This is a genomic window from Paenibacillus sp. KS-LC4 (assembly GCF_036894955.1).
In the GTDB taxonomy this organism is placed as follows: Bacteria; Bacillota; Bacilli; order Paenibacillales; family Paenibacillaceae; genus Pristimantibacillus.
Genome location: NZ_CP145905.1, coordinates 4,975,001 through 4,990,674, shown reverse-complemented (window position 1 = coordinate 4,990,674; position 15,674 = coordinate 4,975,001). Strand labels below are relative to the sequence as shown.

Here is a 15,674-nt window from a genome sequence, read left to right as displayed (position 1 = left end):
AACGGCGTATTAACAAGCTGAAAAGGAGGCGAGGCTGCGATGCATCATTGGGTGGAAGGCGGCCTGCGTATTGGAGCAATTGCGGCCCAATTTATATTCGGGTTTATTGCAGTAGCCGCTATACTTAGGCTGCTGCCGCAAAGGAAGCCGCGCTGGCTGCATCTTACGGGAATGAACTGGCGTTCGAGAAAAATATCAGATAGCTGGCTCAGTAAGCTTAGGCTCTCAAGGGAGCAGCAGACATACGTTGAGCGTGAAATGCTGCTCGCCGGATGCGGAGTGGAGGCAGATGCCGGCTGGTACGCAGCTGCACGCAAATTGCTGCTCATCGTATTGATGATAGGCATTTCCATAGGCGTTCCTGTCAGTGCAAGTCTGGGTCAGGTCAGTACAATAGCCTATTTAACCGCGGGGCTCGTTTTTTGCTGGATTATGCTGGTTTGGGATTTGCCTTGGCTGCGAATGCTGCGCAAGCTTCGATCGGAACGCATGACGAAGGAGATTTATGTAATGAGCAATCAATTGCTTTATTTGGCCGATTCGTCGCTGCATATTCATACGAAGCTATCGCGCTGCATCCCTTATACGAGTACGCTTCGCGGCGATTTGGAGCGATTGCTGGCGGAATGGTATCACGATGCCGAACAGGCACTACGTCAATTCAAGCTTAGAATGGGAACGGATGACGGTATGAGCTTTGTAGAGACCATTGATTCCCTTCGCATAGATGACAGCAAGGAATATTATATGCTTTTGCGCGACCGTATTCAGGAGTATAAGGAGAAGCTGGAGCTTGCTAAGGACAGCCGCAAGGAGACAGCATCGTATTTGCTCTTTATGCTCGCTGGCATTCCTATTTTGTATACGTTTCAAGTATTCATTTATCCATGGGTGATGGAGGGACAGAAGCTGTTCGCATCGTTGGGCTGAGAACTTGGCAGCCGCTACAAAAGCAAGGAGGTGAATCATAATGCGCAATATTTTAATGACCGTCATGCTGTTAGTTGTCGTTATTTTGCTTTTCAACGGCATTATTGCAAAGGATACAACGGGCACCAGCAGCCAAATTCAGTCGCAAGGAGACGCTGCCAATGAAAAAATCAGTAAGCTCCTTCAGTAAATTACAAGCCGCTTGTAGCGGCTGGAATGGAGGGATGACGATGCGTAGCCTGCTGGCAGCGATATTGCTGCTTATAACGATTGTAATGCTTTACTCTGGAATTGCAGAAGGGGATCAAGGAATGAACAAACAGCTCGAACGCTCAGGTCATGCCACAAGCAGCTACATAAGGACTATGAGCCCATGAAGAGCATTTTAGTATTTGTGCTGTTTGCAACCATTTTATGCTGGCTGATGTTCTCGCCTATTTATAAGCATGTGCTAATTGTTAGGCAGGCAGCATTGCAGCAGGAGGTCGATTATTTGCTGGAAATCGGGGCGAGCGGCAAGCATGGCTACATCAGTCCTGAGATGGTAGAGCAGTCGCGGCAGCGGCTGGCGAAGTTTGGAATGAAGCCGGAAGCGCTGATTTTTGAGGTGGCATCCGATAGTGGCGAGCAGGCAACCAATTCTACTAAGCCGTTGCTGCGAGGGACAGGATTGATTGTTCTGCTTAGCTATCCCTATGAGGGGCTGTTTCAATTGGATCGCTTAATCGGCGTGAAGCCACCTGATGAAAATGGCAGGCTTCGTGCTACAGGCATCAAGATGAGCGAATATGTACCTTGATCAGGCGACAGGGAGTTTTGTTATGTATAAGCTGACGATAATTGTGCTGATGATGACCATGTGGCTCATGCTCCACGTTATGCAGACGGATGAGGAGATTGCGATGAAGACGCTTTTTAAGGGCAAGCATGCACTAAACCGTGCTGTTCATGCGGCTGCACAGCAGATTGATAAGGCTGCGCTAGGAGACGGTGTCATCCGCCTTGATCCAATAGCGGCTGAAGCGGCAGCAAGCCGTTATTTGCAAGGCAATCTTCAGCTTGATGAAGCAGGGAAGCCGCTTGGCGGATCCTTGTTGCATGAGCCAGTTACCATAGTAGCCTTCGAGGTCATTAACAGTGAGCAAACCTTTCCTTATCAATATGTAAATGCAGAGTTCAGCTATGAGGCTACGCTGTCACGACCGGGAGTTGTGATGATTATAAAGCTTTTGAACCCGAGGGTATTCACAGTGCTTGAGCCAATTGAATGGACGATTAGAGGTGTGTCCGAGCTAACCTTTAATTTTTAATACCTTATTATAGAAGGAGATGCTGCTTGTAAAAATGCTCGCGGCAGCTGCCTTGCAGTTGACTGCCTTTTGTAAAATTGTTCTAATGAAGGGGAGGGATAAATGATGCTGGGAGTTGAGCAAAGCGATGGATAAGACAACGATAACTAGAGACATACCGGATGATTTGGTTCATGAGCGTATAAGCAAGCTTCAGCTGGAGCTTGGCAAGAAGGCGATTGACGGCATGCTGCTTACGCAAAATATAGATTTGTATTATTACACGGGCTCGATGCAAAATGGCTATGCTTTTGTTCCAGCCGAAGGCATGCCCGTATTTTTTGTCAAACGAAGCCTTGAGCGTGCAAAACTGGAAACGCTAATTGCTGTAGAGCCATTAGGCTCATTCCGCCAATTCGGTCAGACGCTCGCAGAGCGTTTTCCACAGCTGTTTATGTCAGGAAGTACGGTTACAGTGGCCGCGGATCTTGATGTGCTTCCTGCACAAACCTATTTTAAGCTTAACCAGCTGCTGCAAGCGGCGGGGGCAGGCGAGCTGGTAGACGGTTCAGCCCTCATTAGAGGGCAGCGCATGATTAAATCGCCTTGGGAAATCAACCGAATTGAAACAGCGGCAAAAGCTGTAGACGAGGCGCTAGGAGAAGCATTGAATGTGTTGAAGGAGGGCATTACCGAACTAGCCTGGATAGCGCGAGTAGAATATGAGCTGCGCCTTCGCGGTCATATCGGCTTGATGCGTATGCGAGGCTACAATCAGGAAGTCGCGACAGGGATGGTCACGTCAGGAGCCGCTGCTGCGGTGCCTACTTATTTTGATGGTCCCGCAGGGGGTCTTGGCTTAGGAGCTACTTCACCGCAAAGCGTCAGCCGCAGAGTCATTGGACGAAATGAGCCTATACTCATTGATGTGGGCTGCTGTATTGACGGCTACATTATTGATCAGACGCGTACTGCGGTTATTGGCGAGCTTTCAGAGCAGCTTGCTCATGCTTACCGAACGTCGGAGGAGATGATGCGTGCAGCTGAAAAAGCGATGATTCCCGGGACACCTTGCTCGGAACTGTACATCGCTTCTCTTGATCAAGCGGCTGCTGCAGGGCTGTCTGCGCATTATATGGGCTTTGGCCATGATCAGGCCAAGTTTCTCGGACATGGTATTGGCCTTGAAATAGACGAGTGGCCTGTGCTGGCCCGTGGCTTCGATCTGCCGCTTGCTGCTGGAATGGTGCTTGCCGTCGAGCCGAAATTCACTTTCCCTGGGCAGGGAGTTGTTGGAGTGGAGAACAGCTATGTGATCACTGACGGTACGCCCCGCCAGCTTACGTGCACGAAAGAGCAGCTTATTGTGCTGCCATAGGGGGTTGAGAGATGAACCGTGCTTTGTCACAAAGAATAGATAGAGATTACGTTAAGGTTAGCCGAATGGGAGCAGCTACTCTAGCGGCTATTGGCTATTTGCTCGTATGCGGTTATGCGGCTTTGGCGATATCGAAAGGGTGGACGCTTATCCCGCTATGGATCGGGCTCGCTGTCGTTACGGCTTATAGTGTAATAGATATTTGGGCAGTTCCTAGCATCCGCTACAGTCGCTTTCAATATGAACTGTTTGAGGAAGAGCTTGAGCTGCAATACGGGCTTATTATTATTAAAAATGTACTCGTTCCGATGGTGCGCGTCCAGCATGTCGAGCTTGAGAGCGGACCGCTCATGCGGAAGTTCAAGCTGGCTAGCGTAGCGGTTGTAACGGCAGCCACGACCCATCGTATTAAAGGGCTAAAGCTGGAAAAAGCAGAGGAGCTGAAGCGGAAAATCGGGCAGCTGGCGAAAGTGGATGATCAGCATGAGTAATCCGCGAAGACTGCATAAAGTATATGTTGTTTTTACGCTGTTTCAATTCATTAAAGGACTGCTGCCGCTCATCATTATTACAATGCTTAGAAAATCGGGCTTGCTCGGACTGGAATGGTACTGGTATGCGGGAGCAAGCGCCCTGGTGCTGTTATCCTTGTTATTTGGGTGGCTGGAATGGAGAGCATTTACCTATACGGTAGAGGAAGACCGGATCATTTTGCGCAAAGGCGTTTTATTCAAGGATGAGAAGACGATTTATTATGGGCGAATCCATTCAGTGAATGTAGATCAGCCCTTTTTGCAGCGAATTTTTGGCGTTGCGGAGTTGAAGATTGAAACTCCGGGCGGCGGAAAAACCGCAGATGGCATTTTGCCCGCGCTCGCGGCTGGCGAAGCGGAGCAGCTTCGCCGGCAGCTGCTGTCTCGTCAACTTCATGTTATGAAAGAGGGAATCGGGCAAAATTCGCAGGAGGAGTCCGAGAAAGCCAGCACATTCGGCTCTGAAGGAGAGCTGCGCGGTGATAATGCCTCCGTGCCCGAACGTCAGGTCGATGCTCTTTTTCAAAAAAGTTCGGGATGCCCTTCAGCGGAATCAAGTGATAGCGCCTATTTTCGCTTAACAAGCGTACAATTGTTGCTGGCGGCTGCCACATCGCTCAATTTAGGGCTGGCGATTGCTTTTATCGCGGGTATATATTCATTTGCCAATGATTTTTTGGGGAGGTTTACTCCTATCCGTTTTTTTGAGCAATTATATACGGAATCGCAAAGCCACGTACCCGGCTACTTTATCATCGTCATAGTAATTACTGCAATTATTGCGTTGGCAGCAGGTTGGGTACTATCGCTAATTTTGTATATTATCAAGTACAGTGGGTTTACGGTTAAGCGGGAGGGTATGCGAATATCGGTTTCCTATGGTTTGTTAAACAAAAAAGCTTATTCGTTTGACCCCGATAGGGTGCAGTCCGTGATCGTGGAAGAAGGAATTGTTCGCCAATGGATTGGCTATGCTCAAATTAAGCTGCAAGTCGTTTCTTCCGACAAAAACGAGCAGCTCATGCTGCATCCCTTTTTGCCCATAACGGAGATGGAGAAGGTGATTGGGCTTTTTGTACCGCAGATGAAGTGGTCAGCTATTGAGGCTAAGGCGCCGAAGCGGGCTTTGTTCTATTATATGAGAAACTGGCTGCTCCTTACGCTTGTGATCTGTACAACGTTAATCATAATCTGGCCTTTTAATGGATTATGGTCGCTGCTGCTGCTTCCGCTTGTTGCGCTCTGGAGAAGAGCATGTCATCAAACGGCGGGCTTAACGCTTAAGGAGGGTCAACTCCTTTTACGGCGCCGGAATTTTTCCAAGGTCACGTATTTGCTGCGCAGACAGCAAATTCTGGCCATGACTCTAAAACGCAGCCGGGCCCAGCAGAGGAAAAATCTTGTATCACTGAGCGTGCAAACAATGGGAACGGTCAATGATTATAGTGTGTCGCTATTGGAATATCGGGATATGGAGCGGGTTTGGAACTGGTATAGCAGAGAGGAGCGAGTTTAGCAGCAGCGTTGCTCTCGGCTTCCGACCCGCGATAGTTTCAATCCCTATTGGACACCGCTACTATTTTTTAGTAGGATAATAGTTATAGGTTAGCGTCCGATAGATAGGAGTGAAGACTATGCTTAGTTTGGGAACTAAGGTAATTATTGTATCTGATCATTTTGAGCAAAATCTTCCCGTAGGGGAATATGGCTATATAATTGCTTACGATCGTAATGCTGACAATGTATTTGATTACGTGGTGCGCGTTCCGGCTGCCAATCGTAATTTTTTGCTGCCAGATGAAGATGTGGAGCTTGAGGATGTGTTGCTTCAAGAAGAGGTTGACCGCATCGAACGCGAGTCGCTGATTGACTTCGCGCTGGCTACTCATAATGAAGAGCTGTTTAAGCGTATAATGAGAGGCGAAGAGTCTGCTCCAGAAGCGGAGCCAACTGCTGCTGAAGGCCAAAGCCAGAAGGATTTTATAAGGCAGGTTAACTTGAAAGCGTGGATTTAATAAGCTTCTGCGAGATGACCCTTCCGCCAGGTGCGGGAGGGTCATCTGCTATTGATAGCTATAATAGACCATAAGCGTTCTAGCCCATGTTTGTGCACTTTGTCAAAATGTGATTCTAGGCTATAATAGAAAGAATGATTGCAGGCTTAAGAAGGGGGAGGAACATTCATGAGCATTACGATTAAAGATGTCGAGCATGTTGCGAATTTGGCTCGCCTTGAGCTGTCTGACGAGGAGAAGGATAAATTCACCGAGCAGCTTAATGCGATTTTAAAATATGCAGAAAAGCTGAACTCGCTTGATACAGAAAACGTCGAGCCGACTAGCCATGTGCTGCCGATTACGAATGTGACGCGCGAGGATATAACGCACGATTCGCTGCCGATCGAGAAGGTGCTGCTCAACGCACCTGATGAAGAAGACGGCCAAATTAAAGTGCCAGCTGTGTTGGAATAGTCTGCATGATTGAGCGCGATAGCTTTAACGGCTTGCTGCGTTTTTATATTGAAGGGAGGAACATGTTTTGTCACTGTTTGATTTGCGTCTTCAGGATGTACATAACAAGCTGAGCCACAAGGAGCTTTCCGTCACCGAATTGGTTGATGAATCCTTTGCTCGTATTAAAAGAACAGAAGCTTCCATTCAAGCGTTCCTTACGCTTAATGAAGAGGGAGCTCGCCAGCATGCAGCCGAGCTGGACAAGCAGCTTCAAGCAGGAGTGGAACGCGGCTTACTGTTTGGTCTTCCGGCTGGAATTAAAGATAATATCGTTACCGAAGGCCTGCGCACAACATGTGCCAGCCAATTTCTAGATAACTACAACCCCATTTATGATGGAACGGTTGTGAGCAAGCTGAAATCGGCGCAATCCGTCACAATCGGCAAGCTGAACATGGATGAGTTTGCAATGGGCGGCTCGAATGAAAATTCCAGCTATTATCCAACACGCAATCCGTGGAACACCGAATATGTGCCGGGTGGCTCCAGCGGCGCTTCAGCAGCTTCTGTTGCTGCGGGACAAGTTTATTTCTCGCTTGGCTCTGATACGGGCGGTTCGATCCGTCAGCCAGCAGCTTATTGCGGCATTGTCGGTCTTAAGCCAACGTATGGCCTTGTTTCCCGTTTTGGGCTTGTTGCTTTCGCTTCATCGCTGGACCAAATCGGTCCTTTGACGAAAAATGTGGAGGATTCCGCATTTGTGCTGCAAGCGATCGCTGGTTATGATGCGAAAGACTCTACCTCTGCGAACGTAAGCATTCCGGACTATTCGTCTGCCTTGACAGGCGATGTCAAAGGCTTGCGCATTGCGGTACCGAAGGAATATTTGGGAGAAGGCGTCGATCCAAAGGTTAAGGAAGCGGTTTTGAATGCACTGAAAGTGTATGAAAGCCTTGGCGCAACATGGGAAGAGGTTTCGCTGCCGCATACCGAATATGCAATTGCAGCTTATTATTTGCTTGCTTCTTCTGAAGCTTCGTCCAACTTAGCCCGTTTCGATGGCGTTCGTTACGGCGTCCGTGCAGACAATCCAGCGAACCTGATTGATTTGTACCGCAAATCGCGCAGCGAGGGCTTTGGTCCAGAAGTCAAGCGCCGTATTATGCTGGGAACGTATGCGCTTAGCTCCGGCTACTATGACGCGTATTATTTGAAAGCACAAAAAGTGCGCACGCTCATTAAACAAGATTTTGACCAAGTATTTGAAAAATATGATGTTATCATCGGGCCAACTGCCCCGACAGCAGCGTTCAAGCTCGGCGAGCAAGTCGGCGACCCGCTAACGATGTATTTGAACGATATTTGTACGATTCCGGTCAGCCTTGCAGGCGTTCCGGCAATCAGCATTCCTTGCGGACAAGCGGACGGCTTGCCAATCGGCTTGCAAATTATCGGCAAAGCCTTCGACGAGTCGACGGTTCTGCGTACGGCCCATGCCTTCGAGCAAAATACAGAATTCCACAAGCTGCGTCCGCAGCTCTAATAGATTGAATAAAGGAGGATTAACGATGTCTGAAGCGACTCAATATGAAACGGTAGTCGGGCTGGAAGTGCACGTTGAGCTGCACACCAACAGCAAGATTTTTTGCGGCTGCTCCACCGCTTTCGGAGCCCCGCCTAATACGCATACCTGCCCGGTCTGCCTTGGTCATCCCGGCGTGCTGCCGGTGCTGAACAAGCAGGCGGTTGAATACGCGATGAAGGCTGCGATGGCGCTCAATTGCACAATTGCTGATGTCAGCAAATTTGACCGTAAAAACTATTTTTATCCCGATTCCCCTAAAGCTTATCAAATTTCGCAATTCGATCAGCCAATTGGCGAGAATGGTTGGATTGATATTGAAGTAAATGGCGTTACGAAACGAATTGGCATTACCCGTCTGCACTTGGAAGAGGATGCGGGCAAGCTGACGCATGTTGATGGAGGTTACGCCTCACTCGTTGACTTTAACCGTGTCGGTACGCCGCTCGTTGAAATAGTTTCCGAGCCGGACATTCGTACGCCTGAGGAGGCGAAAGCCTATCTGGAGAAGCTGAAAGCAATTATGCTTTACTGCGAAGTATCGGATGTCAAAATGGAAGAGGGAAGCTTGCGCTGCGACGCGAACATCAGCCTTCGTCCTTATGGTCAAGAGAAGCTTGGCACGCGCGCTGAGCTGAAAAACATGAACACCTTCCGCGGCGTTCAGCGTGGTCTTGAATATGAGCAATGGCGTCAGGCTGAGGTGCTGAACAGCGGCAATAAGGTTGTTCAAGAAACTCGCCGCTGGGATGAAGCGCAGGGCAAGACGATTTCAATGCGCGGCAAAGAGGAATCCCATGACTATCGTTATTTCCCGGACCCGGATTTGGTTCGCCTCTTTATTGATGAAGAGTGGAAAGAGCGTGTTAAAGCTTCGATACCTGAGCTTCCAGATGCACGTAAAGCCCGCTATACTAGTGAATACAGCTTGCCATCCTACGATGCTGATGTTATTACGGCGTCGAAGAAATTGGCCGACTTTTTTGAAGCAAGCTTGTCCTATACGAAGGATGCGAAGGCTGTATCCAACTGGATTATGGGCGACCTGCTTGGCTATTTGAATTCGAATAGCCTAGAGCTGTCTGATGTGTTGATTACAGGTCAAGGGCTTGGGGAAATGATTGGCTTGCTGGAGAAAGGCACAATCAGCAGCAAAATCGCCAAAACCGTCTTTAAGGAAATGCTGGAATCCGGCAAGCTGCCGCAGCAGATCGTTGAAGAGCAGGGTCTCGTACAAATTAGCGACGAGGGGGCAATCATTGCCATCGTCGATAAAATCATTGGAGCGAATCCGCAATCGGTTGAGGATTTCCGCGCAGGCAAAGAGAAGGCGATCGGCTTCCTTGTCGGCCAAATTATGAAAGAAACGAAAGGCAAGGCGAATCCGGCAATGGTTAACAAAATGCTGCTGGAGCGTCTTCAGCAAGTCTAATATAGCTACATTAGCATACAAGTTGAATATTGATATTCAATGAAGAGCTGTCCATAAGCTGGACGGCTCTTTTTTGGCATTTTAAGCATAAGCCTATAAGCGGGCATCTATGGTACAATAATAAGCAATAAACTTGCATATACGGAGGACAGGTTTTGCAGGAGCATAGGATGAATACGGGACGTAGGAAAAGTCGATTGCTTACTGTGCTGCTGGCCTTTCTATGGCCGGGAGCGGGACATTTATATACGGGGGAATATACGAGAGGGCTGCTGCTTGCCGCTGGTATTTTGCTAGATGCCGGCACTATTGTTCGTTTGGCGGATGCGGATGGTGCGAAGCATTTGCTGCTTATTGTTTATTTAGGGCTGGCGCTGCCTGTATTTTATTTTATTAGCGTCTATGATGCGCTGCAAAGCTTGGATCGGCAAGCGGAAACGCAGCCCAGTTTAAAGCTTAGGGACGGCATACTCATTATGGTGGCGGGCATTTTGCTTATGCTGCTGCTCATGCTTCGGCAGCCGACTTCTTTGTTCACTTGGTTTGATGAAGCGGCTAATTATGCCGTAGGACCTGTTCTAGGGCTGATCGCTGTAAGCCTAGTTTTGCGTCAGCGGCTGGCGGAGGTATTTCGGTTAGGAAGCTTTACGGCTGCTCTATTTATTGCGGCTTCAGGAGCGCTGCTGTTGTGGGATGAAATACACAGCAGCAATGCTTATGCGCTGATGCGTTATTGGTGGCCTGTTTTGTTTATAGGTCTGGGGGGTGAGCTAATCGCCTACAGTCTATTGCAGCGGCGGTCGCGAAAGCAATTGCGACTTGATTTTATTGGAAGCGTGACAGCGGTTGTCATTGCTGGCTTTGGCTTTTTAGTAACGCAATATGCAGATCTGCCTTTTCGCTGGATTGATCAATATGTCGATTTGAATGGCGCACAGGATTATGGCGAGGAAAAGGGCTTCCATTTTCAGAAAGAACTACTCATTGTGCCAATGGAAGAAAAGACGACCGCTATTCAGATTTACAATGTGAATGGCAAAGTGACGCTTCAAAGTGGAAATAATGATTATATCAGCATAAATACCGAGGTGTGGGTTGATATTGCTGATGAGGCTGAGGCCGACAAAATGGCTGAAAAAGCGCAGATCGAGGCGTCAGCAAGTGGTGAAAAAATCACCTTGCAGGCCAAAAGCAGCAGCTATGGGGAGAACGGGACGCGCAAACCGCGAATAAATATGATCGTAACCGTGCCTCGTTTGCCCAAGGTTCAGGTGAAGGAAGTGGCAGAGCCTGATCTTGATTCCGCTACTGATCATGATCTTGCGTCGGACGATCCAGCTGCACAGGAGACGAGTATGCCAAATCCAAGCTCGCCGAATAACGTGGAACAAGCCTCTGCTTTGAACGAGACATCAACACAAACTCCTGAGCAGTCGCCCCTACAATTAGAGGAGCAGCAGCGGGATGAGCAGCCGCCGAGACAGCTTTCTGTGCTCGTGCATACGGATAATGGACCGATAAAAGTTGTAAATCTTGATGCTCCAGGTGGTGTGGAGCTTTCCAGCGATACGGGCGAAATTTTAGCAGAAGGCATACAGGGCAGCGTTCAGGCGAAAGCAAATAATGGAACGATTACTCTTCGTCATATAATAGGAGATACAAGTATAACCTTATTAAATGGAGCTGTTACCGCTGCATCTATTACAGGGAATGTATTTGCGGAAGCGACGAATGGGGCTTTGAAGATGACAAACATTTCGGGAGATATAGAGGCCGATACGAAAAATGGAAAAATCAACATTAATGAAGCTATCGGCGCTGTAAAGGCTGCTACCCTTAATGGCGGTATAGAGCTGGCGAGCTCGGTAGTTGGCGGTGACTGGGATGTTGATAGCTCCGTAGGGGAAATTAAGTTGACTGTCCCGCAGTATGGCAGTTATACCGTATATGGATCGGTCACTTTCGGCGCAATTACAACGAATTTGCCGCTCGAAGTCAGTAAAAAGACAGTGAGGGGAACGATTGGAGACGGTCAATACCGTCTGCAAATTAATGCCAACAACAGTATTGCCATACAGTATAGTGCCCCAGAGCAATAACCGCATTCATTGACAAATCATTTTGAAAACACGTACAATAGCTTTAAATACGAATTGAAAGGCGTGAGGGGAATGGGAGCCGTTAATGCAGCATTGCAGCAATTAAAAATGAATGGTGTCCGTATGACCCCGCAGCGTCATGCCATTTTAAGCTTTTTAATGGAATCGATGACTCATCCGACAGCCGATGAAATTTATAAATCACTGTCGCCTAATTTTCCAAGTATGAGCGTGGCGACCATATATAATAACCTACGGTTATTTGTAGAAGCGGGGCTTGTTAAGGAACTGACATATGGAGATGATTCCAGCCGCTTTGATGCGGATACATCGGAGCATTATCATGCCATATGCAATGACTGTGGCCAAATTGTTGATTTTGAATACCCGCCGTTACTTGAGGTGGAGCGGGTGGCATCGCAGGAGACTGGTTTTATCGTGCAAGGGCATCGAATGGAAATTTACGGTTCCTGCTCTACTTGCGCAGCGGCTAAGAAATAATAGCTAACCATTTAGCAAGAATTAAATCTAACAAAATGATGGCGTGCAGGGAAGCGTTCAACCGCGGACATGCACGCTTTCGTCTTTTATAAAGGAGCGCGATACGCTTGGAAACTTTGCTTCGCCGTACTCCTCGTCGCCGCAAGGGCAGGGGGGCTCGGTATCTATTTTTATTTTTAATCGTTATTATTGCAGCAGGTGGTGGTTGGTTTGTATATGACCGCTACATTCCTAATTTTAAACAAATAGCTCCCGATTATGGGGTGAAAAATCCAATCATTGTTCATGGGGAAGCAATGAAGCAAGGTGCCATTATTGAAAATAACGAAGTGAAGCTGCCGCTTCCTGTCCTTCAGCAGGTGCTTGGGGCAGACCAACCTATTCGGTATGAAGCGGATAGTGGATCTATTATTTTTACAACAGCAAATAAGGTGCTGCGTTTGCAGACAAATTCCTTGACGGCGACTGCGAATCGCAAGCCCTTTGACTTGACGATTACAGCTGAGGTGCAGGATGATGTGGTTTACATTCCAATTACACCGATTGAAGAGCTTTATGGCTTGCAGACAGAATACGTTGAAAATTCAGGAGTTGTATCCCTGCTTCAGTCTGGCGAGGCTATCCAACTGGCGGAAGCCAATCGGGAGAAAGGAGCGGCTATACGAACAGAGCCTACTATTAGGGCGCCGATTGTGGAGAAGGCTCCGCTCGCGAGCAAGCTCAGAGTTTGGGGAGAACGCGATGGCTGGCTGCTCGTTCAGGGACCGGATGGTCATCCGGGTTATATCGCTAAAAGTGATACGACTCTCACTGGCATGGAGCAGATTGCGCCTAGCGATAATGAAACGGACTTTGTTGCTTGGAAGGTTACAGGCAGCAAAATCAATCTGACCTGGGAAGCTGTTTATCAACGTAAGCCAGATCCAGCGACAATTCCGGAAATGCAAGGCGTCAATGTCGTCAGTCCAACCTGGTTTGAGCTTCAGGATGCGGATGGCACAATTAAAGGCAAGGCTGATCCAGCGTATGTAAAATGGGCTAAAGAGCAGAAGATGCAAGTTTGGGCGCTCTTCAGCAACGGGTTTGAGCCTGATCGGACGAGTGCGGCTCTGGCGACAGTAGATACGCGATTTCACATGATCCAGCAGCTGCTTGCATTTGCAGAGCTGTATCATTTGCAGGGCATTAATGTAGACTTTGAGAATGTATATACGAAAGATAAGGAAAACCTAGTCCAGTTCGTCCGTGAGCTGACGCCTCTGCTTCATGAAGCAGGACTAGTTGTTTCTATTGATGTAACGCCCAAGTCCAACAGCGAGATGTGGTCTGTTTTTCTGGATCGAAAAGCGCTTGGCAAAGTTGTAGACTACATGATGGTTATGGCTTATGACGAGCATTGGGCTACAAGCCCGATTGCGGGGTCGGTCGCTTCGCTGCCTTGGACGGAGCAATCCTTGAAGAGAATATTGGACGAAGACGATGTTCCTGCAAGCAAGCTTATATTGAGTATGCCGCTATACACCAGGGTTTGGACGGAAACCGAAGATAATGGCGGAACCAAGGTAAGCTCCAAAGCGCTTGGCATGGATAAAGTGAAAGAGATTATTACGCAAAATAAGCTAAAGCCTGTACTCGATAGCGATGCTGGGCAGCATTATGTGGAGTATAAGGAAGAGGAGGCGCTCAAACGCATCTGGATTGAGGACGAGCTGTCGATCAAAGCTAGAGTTGCATTAGTTAAAAAGTACGGATTAGCTGGAGTAGCAACCTGGCAGCGCACTTTTCAAACGAACGCTATCTGGGAAACGATTGATACCGCATTGAACAAATAAACGTAATTGCAATAATAACCTTGCAATTTTATTAGAAAGAAGGCCCTCGCTGAACTCGCGAGGGCCTTCTTTCATTCTAATTTAAAAATGTATAATCCTGATCTTGCAGCTTACCTTTATGTAACCTATTTTTAAGAGCAGCGTATTATTCGGAAGGAGCGTGTGTGGCTTGCGCCGGATCGAGTGTCAGCATCGTTTTGCAAAACATGCAGCGATCCGTTTTTCCGAGCATTTTCGTCGGACGATTGCATTCGGGGCAAGTCAGCATCGTTGCACTGGTCGACATCATGCCTGCCCAGAAATAAACGGCAACGCTAACGAGCAAAGAAATCATGCCAATAACCATAAAGATCGCGGCTACGATTTTACCAGCTTGTCCCCAAAGAACGATTCCCGCTGTACCGAGAATCATAACACCCATGCCGACGAGTGTGAAAATCAGTCCCCACAGACGAAATTCGTTTATTTTCGCTGATTTGAAAAAAAACTTATTCACTTTGTCCATCCTCTCCGTGGTATTCTTATTATAATCAGACGGTTTTCCATCTTTGTAAGCAGGAAACTGTCCTCGGTTTGTCGAAATAACAAACACCGTAGATTATTATTATATCTTAATCATATTGGATTAGCTATACGGAGGCCCAAGTGAAACATATAAAAGAACATTTCATTCAAACGCATCAATCACAGCAAGAATTGCTTGGTCTAATCGCAATCGAAAATTCTTATGCTTACAGTCCGTTGACTGAAGGATTGGATCTGCTGTTGCTTGCAATAGTTGAGCAGACTGCTGTTCAAAGTGTTGAGCATGTCCGCATTGAAGGGCAGCATGTGCTGATCCGCAGTGCGAGTGTAGGTCAACTGGAGCAGTGGATGGCAAGCGGGGAGAACAAAAGTATTATTCAATGGATAGTTCGGGGGGAGATACTGTTGGAGCGCGACAGCCGTATAAGCGATATTCGTGAGCGCATTATACAATTTCCGGACGTCATGAGAGAGCAAAAGCGGTTTGTAGAGTTCTCCGGCTTTCTGAGAAGTTACTTACAGGCGAAGCACGATTACGAAGAGCGCAATATACTGGATGCATACAGCAATATATTAACTGCTCTGCATCACTGGGCGCACATTGTATTAATTGAAGAAGGACAACATCCAGAGCTAACCGTGTGGCGTCAAATGCGTCGGGTGCATCCTGGGGTTTACAAGCTTTATGAAGAGTTAACCGTTAGCCCTGAAACGTTGGAGCAGCGTGTTCAACTTGTTATGCTTGCTTGTGAGTTTACGGTAATTAATAAAATGAAGGATTGCTGTTCCTTGCTCTTTAATATTATGATGAGCCGAGAGGAGCCATGGAGCATTAGCGAGCTTCAGGAACATGAGCGAATAAAGACCCTTCATATTGATTTATCTTTGTTGCTGCAACGATTGGTTAAACGCTCGCTTATTCGCGAGGTAGCGGTGATGGCAGCTAGTGGAGATACTGAGGCGTTGGAGCTTCGATATATGATGCTCGCTGTATAATATAGAACGGCAAAAGATACCCAAATCGCTTGTTTCAAGCAAAGGGTATCTTTTTTTTGAAATAGGGCTTGACTATTTTTTGCGTGCTATGATATATTAATACACGCCGCTTTTGAAGCAAGCA

17 protein-coding genes are annotated in these 15,674 nt (G+C 47.7%); 16 read left to right on the top strand and 1 reads right to left on the bottom strand.

The genetic code is table 11. From position 1 onward, the window contains the following. The first annotated feature begins 39 nt into the window (after positions 1-39). From V5J77_RS21210 to V5J77_RS21140, 15 genes are all read left to right on the top strand, one after another. Positions 40-930, top strand: coding sequence for a hypothetical protein (locus V5J77_RS21210; RefSeq protein WP_338552806.1), 891 nt, complete (start codon positions 40-42; stop codon positions 928-930). Positions 931-970: 40 nt separating this feature from the next. Next, positions 971-1,120 (top strand): hypothetical protein, encoded by a 150-nt coding sequence (locus V5J77_RS21205; RefSeq protein ID WP_200931697.1) that lies wholly within the window; start codon positions 971-973, stop codon positions 1,118-1,120. Further along, positions 1,092-1,307, top strand: a complete 216-nt coding sequence (locus tag V5J77_RS21200; protein WP_338552805.1) for a hypothetical protein — start codon at positions 1,092-1,094, stop codon at positions 1,305-1,307. Before V5J77_RS21205 ends, V5J77_RS21200 begins: the two co-directional genes overlap by 29 nt. Next, positions 1,304-1,729, top strand: coding sequence for a hypothetical protein (locus V5J77_RS21195; RefSeq protein ID WP_338552804.1), 426 nt, complete (start codon positions 1,304-1,306; stop codon positions 1,727-1,729). Before V5J77_RS21200 ends, V5J77_RS21195 begins: the two co-directional genes overlap by 4 nt. A 22-nt stretch (positions 1,730-1,751) precedes the next feature. Then, the gene (locus tag V5J77_RS21190) at positions 1,752-2,240 is read left to right on the top strand and encodes a hypothetical protein (protein ID WP_338552803.1); all 489 of its coding nucleotides are present in this window, start codon (positions 1,752-1,754) and stop codon (positions 2,238-2,240) included. A 127-nt stretch (positions 2,241-2,367) separates the two neighbouring features. After that, on the top strand, positions 2,368-3,597 hold the full coding sequence (locus tag V5J77_RS21185; protein ID WP_338552802.1) for a Xaa-Pro peptidase family protein: 1,230 nt from the start codon (positions 2,368-2,370) through the stop codon (positions 3,595-3,597). Positions 3,598-3,608: 11 nt separating this feature from the next. Further along, positions 3,609-4,088 carry a PH domain-containing protein gene (locus V5J77_RS21180; protein ID WP_338552801.1) on the top strand — a complete coding sequence of 160 codons (480 nt, stop codon included), beginning with the start codon at positions 3,609-3,611 and terminating at the stop codon, positions 4,086-4,088. Next, the gene (locus V5J77_RS21175; RefSeq protein ID WP_338552800.1) at positions 4,081-5,646 is read left to right on the top strand and encodes a PH domain-containing protein; all 1,566 of its coding nucleotides are present in this window, start codon (positions 4,081-4,083) and stop codon (positions 5,644-5,646) included. The genes V5J77_RS21180 and V5J77_RS21175 overlap by 8 nt, the downstream gene beginning before the upstream one ends. Before the next feature lie 118 nt (positions 5,647-5,764). After that, on the top strand, positions 5,765-6,145 hold the full coding sequence (locus V5J77_RS21170) for an ATPase (RefSeq protein ID WP_338552799.1): 381 nt from the start codon (positions 5,765-5,767) through the stop codon (positions 6,143-6,145). Between the two features lie 168 nt (positions 6,146-6,313). Then, entirely contained in the window at positions 6,314-6,601 is a 288-nt protein-coding gene (gene gatC, locus V5J77_RS21165; protein ID WP_338552798.1) for an Asp-tRNA(Asn)/Glu-tRNA(Gln) amidotransferase subunit GatC, read from the top strand. 67 nt (positions 6,602-6,668) lie between these two features. Next, entirely contained in the window at positions 6,669-8,126 is a 1,458-nt protein-coding gene (gatA, locus tag V5J77_RS21160) for an Asp-tRNA(Asn)/Glu-tRNA(Gln) amidotransferase subunit GatA (RefSeq protein WP_338552797.1), read from the top strand. Between the two features lie 25 nt (positions 8,127-8,151). Further along, on the top strand, positions 8,152-9,597 hold the full coding sequence (gene gatB / locus V5J77_RS21155) for an Asp-tRNA(Asn)/Glu-tRNA(Gln) amidotransferase subunit GatB (RefSeq protein WP_338552796.1): 1,446 nt from the start codon (positions 8,152-8,154) through the stop codon (positions 9,595-9,597). A 170-nt stretch (positions 9,598-9,767) separates the two neighbouring features. Continuing rightward, positions 9,768-11,696 carry a DUF6677 family protein gene (locus V5J77_RS21150; protein WP_338552794.1) on the top strand — a complete coding sequence of 643 codons (1,929 nt, stop codon included), beginning with the start codon at positions 9,768-9,770 and terminating at the stop codon, positions 11,694-11,696. Positions 11,697-11,768: 72 nt separating this feature from the next. Beyond that, the gene (gene perR / locus V5J77_RS21145) at positions 11,769-12,197 is read left to right on the top strand and encodes a peroxide-responsive transcriptional repressor PerR (protein WP_056043983.1); all 429 of its coding nucleotides are present in this window, start codon (positions 11,769-11,771) and stop codon (positions 12,195-12,197) included. 107 nt (positions 12,198-12,304) lie between these two features. Further along, the gene (locus V5J77_RS21140; protein ID WP_338552793.1) at positions 12,305-14,029 is read left to right on the top strand and encodes a glycosyl hydrolase family 18 protein; all 1,725 of its coding nucleotides are present in this window, start codon (positions 12,305-12,307) and stop codon (positions 14,027-14,029) included. A gap of 145 nt (positions 14,030-14,174) precedes the next feature. On the opposite strand, the gene V5J77_RS21135 is transcribed toward V5J77_RS21140, so the two are convergent. Next, entirely contained in the window at positions 14,175-14,525 is a 351-nt protein-coding gene (locus V5J77_RS21135) for a YgzB family protein (RefSeq protein WP_338552792.1), read from the bottom strand. 149 nt (positions 14,526-14,674) lie between these two features. On the opposite strand from V5J77_RS21135, the gene V5J77_RS21130 reads away from it, so the two are divergent. Next, positions 14,675-15,550, top strand: coding sequence for a nucleotidyltransferase-like protein (locus V5J77_RS21130; RefSeq protein WP_338552791.1), 876 nt, complete (start codon positions 14,675-14,677; stop codon positions 15,548-15,550). Positions 15,551-15,674: the final 124 nt, after the last annotated feature.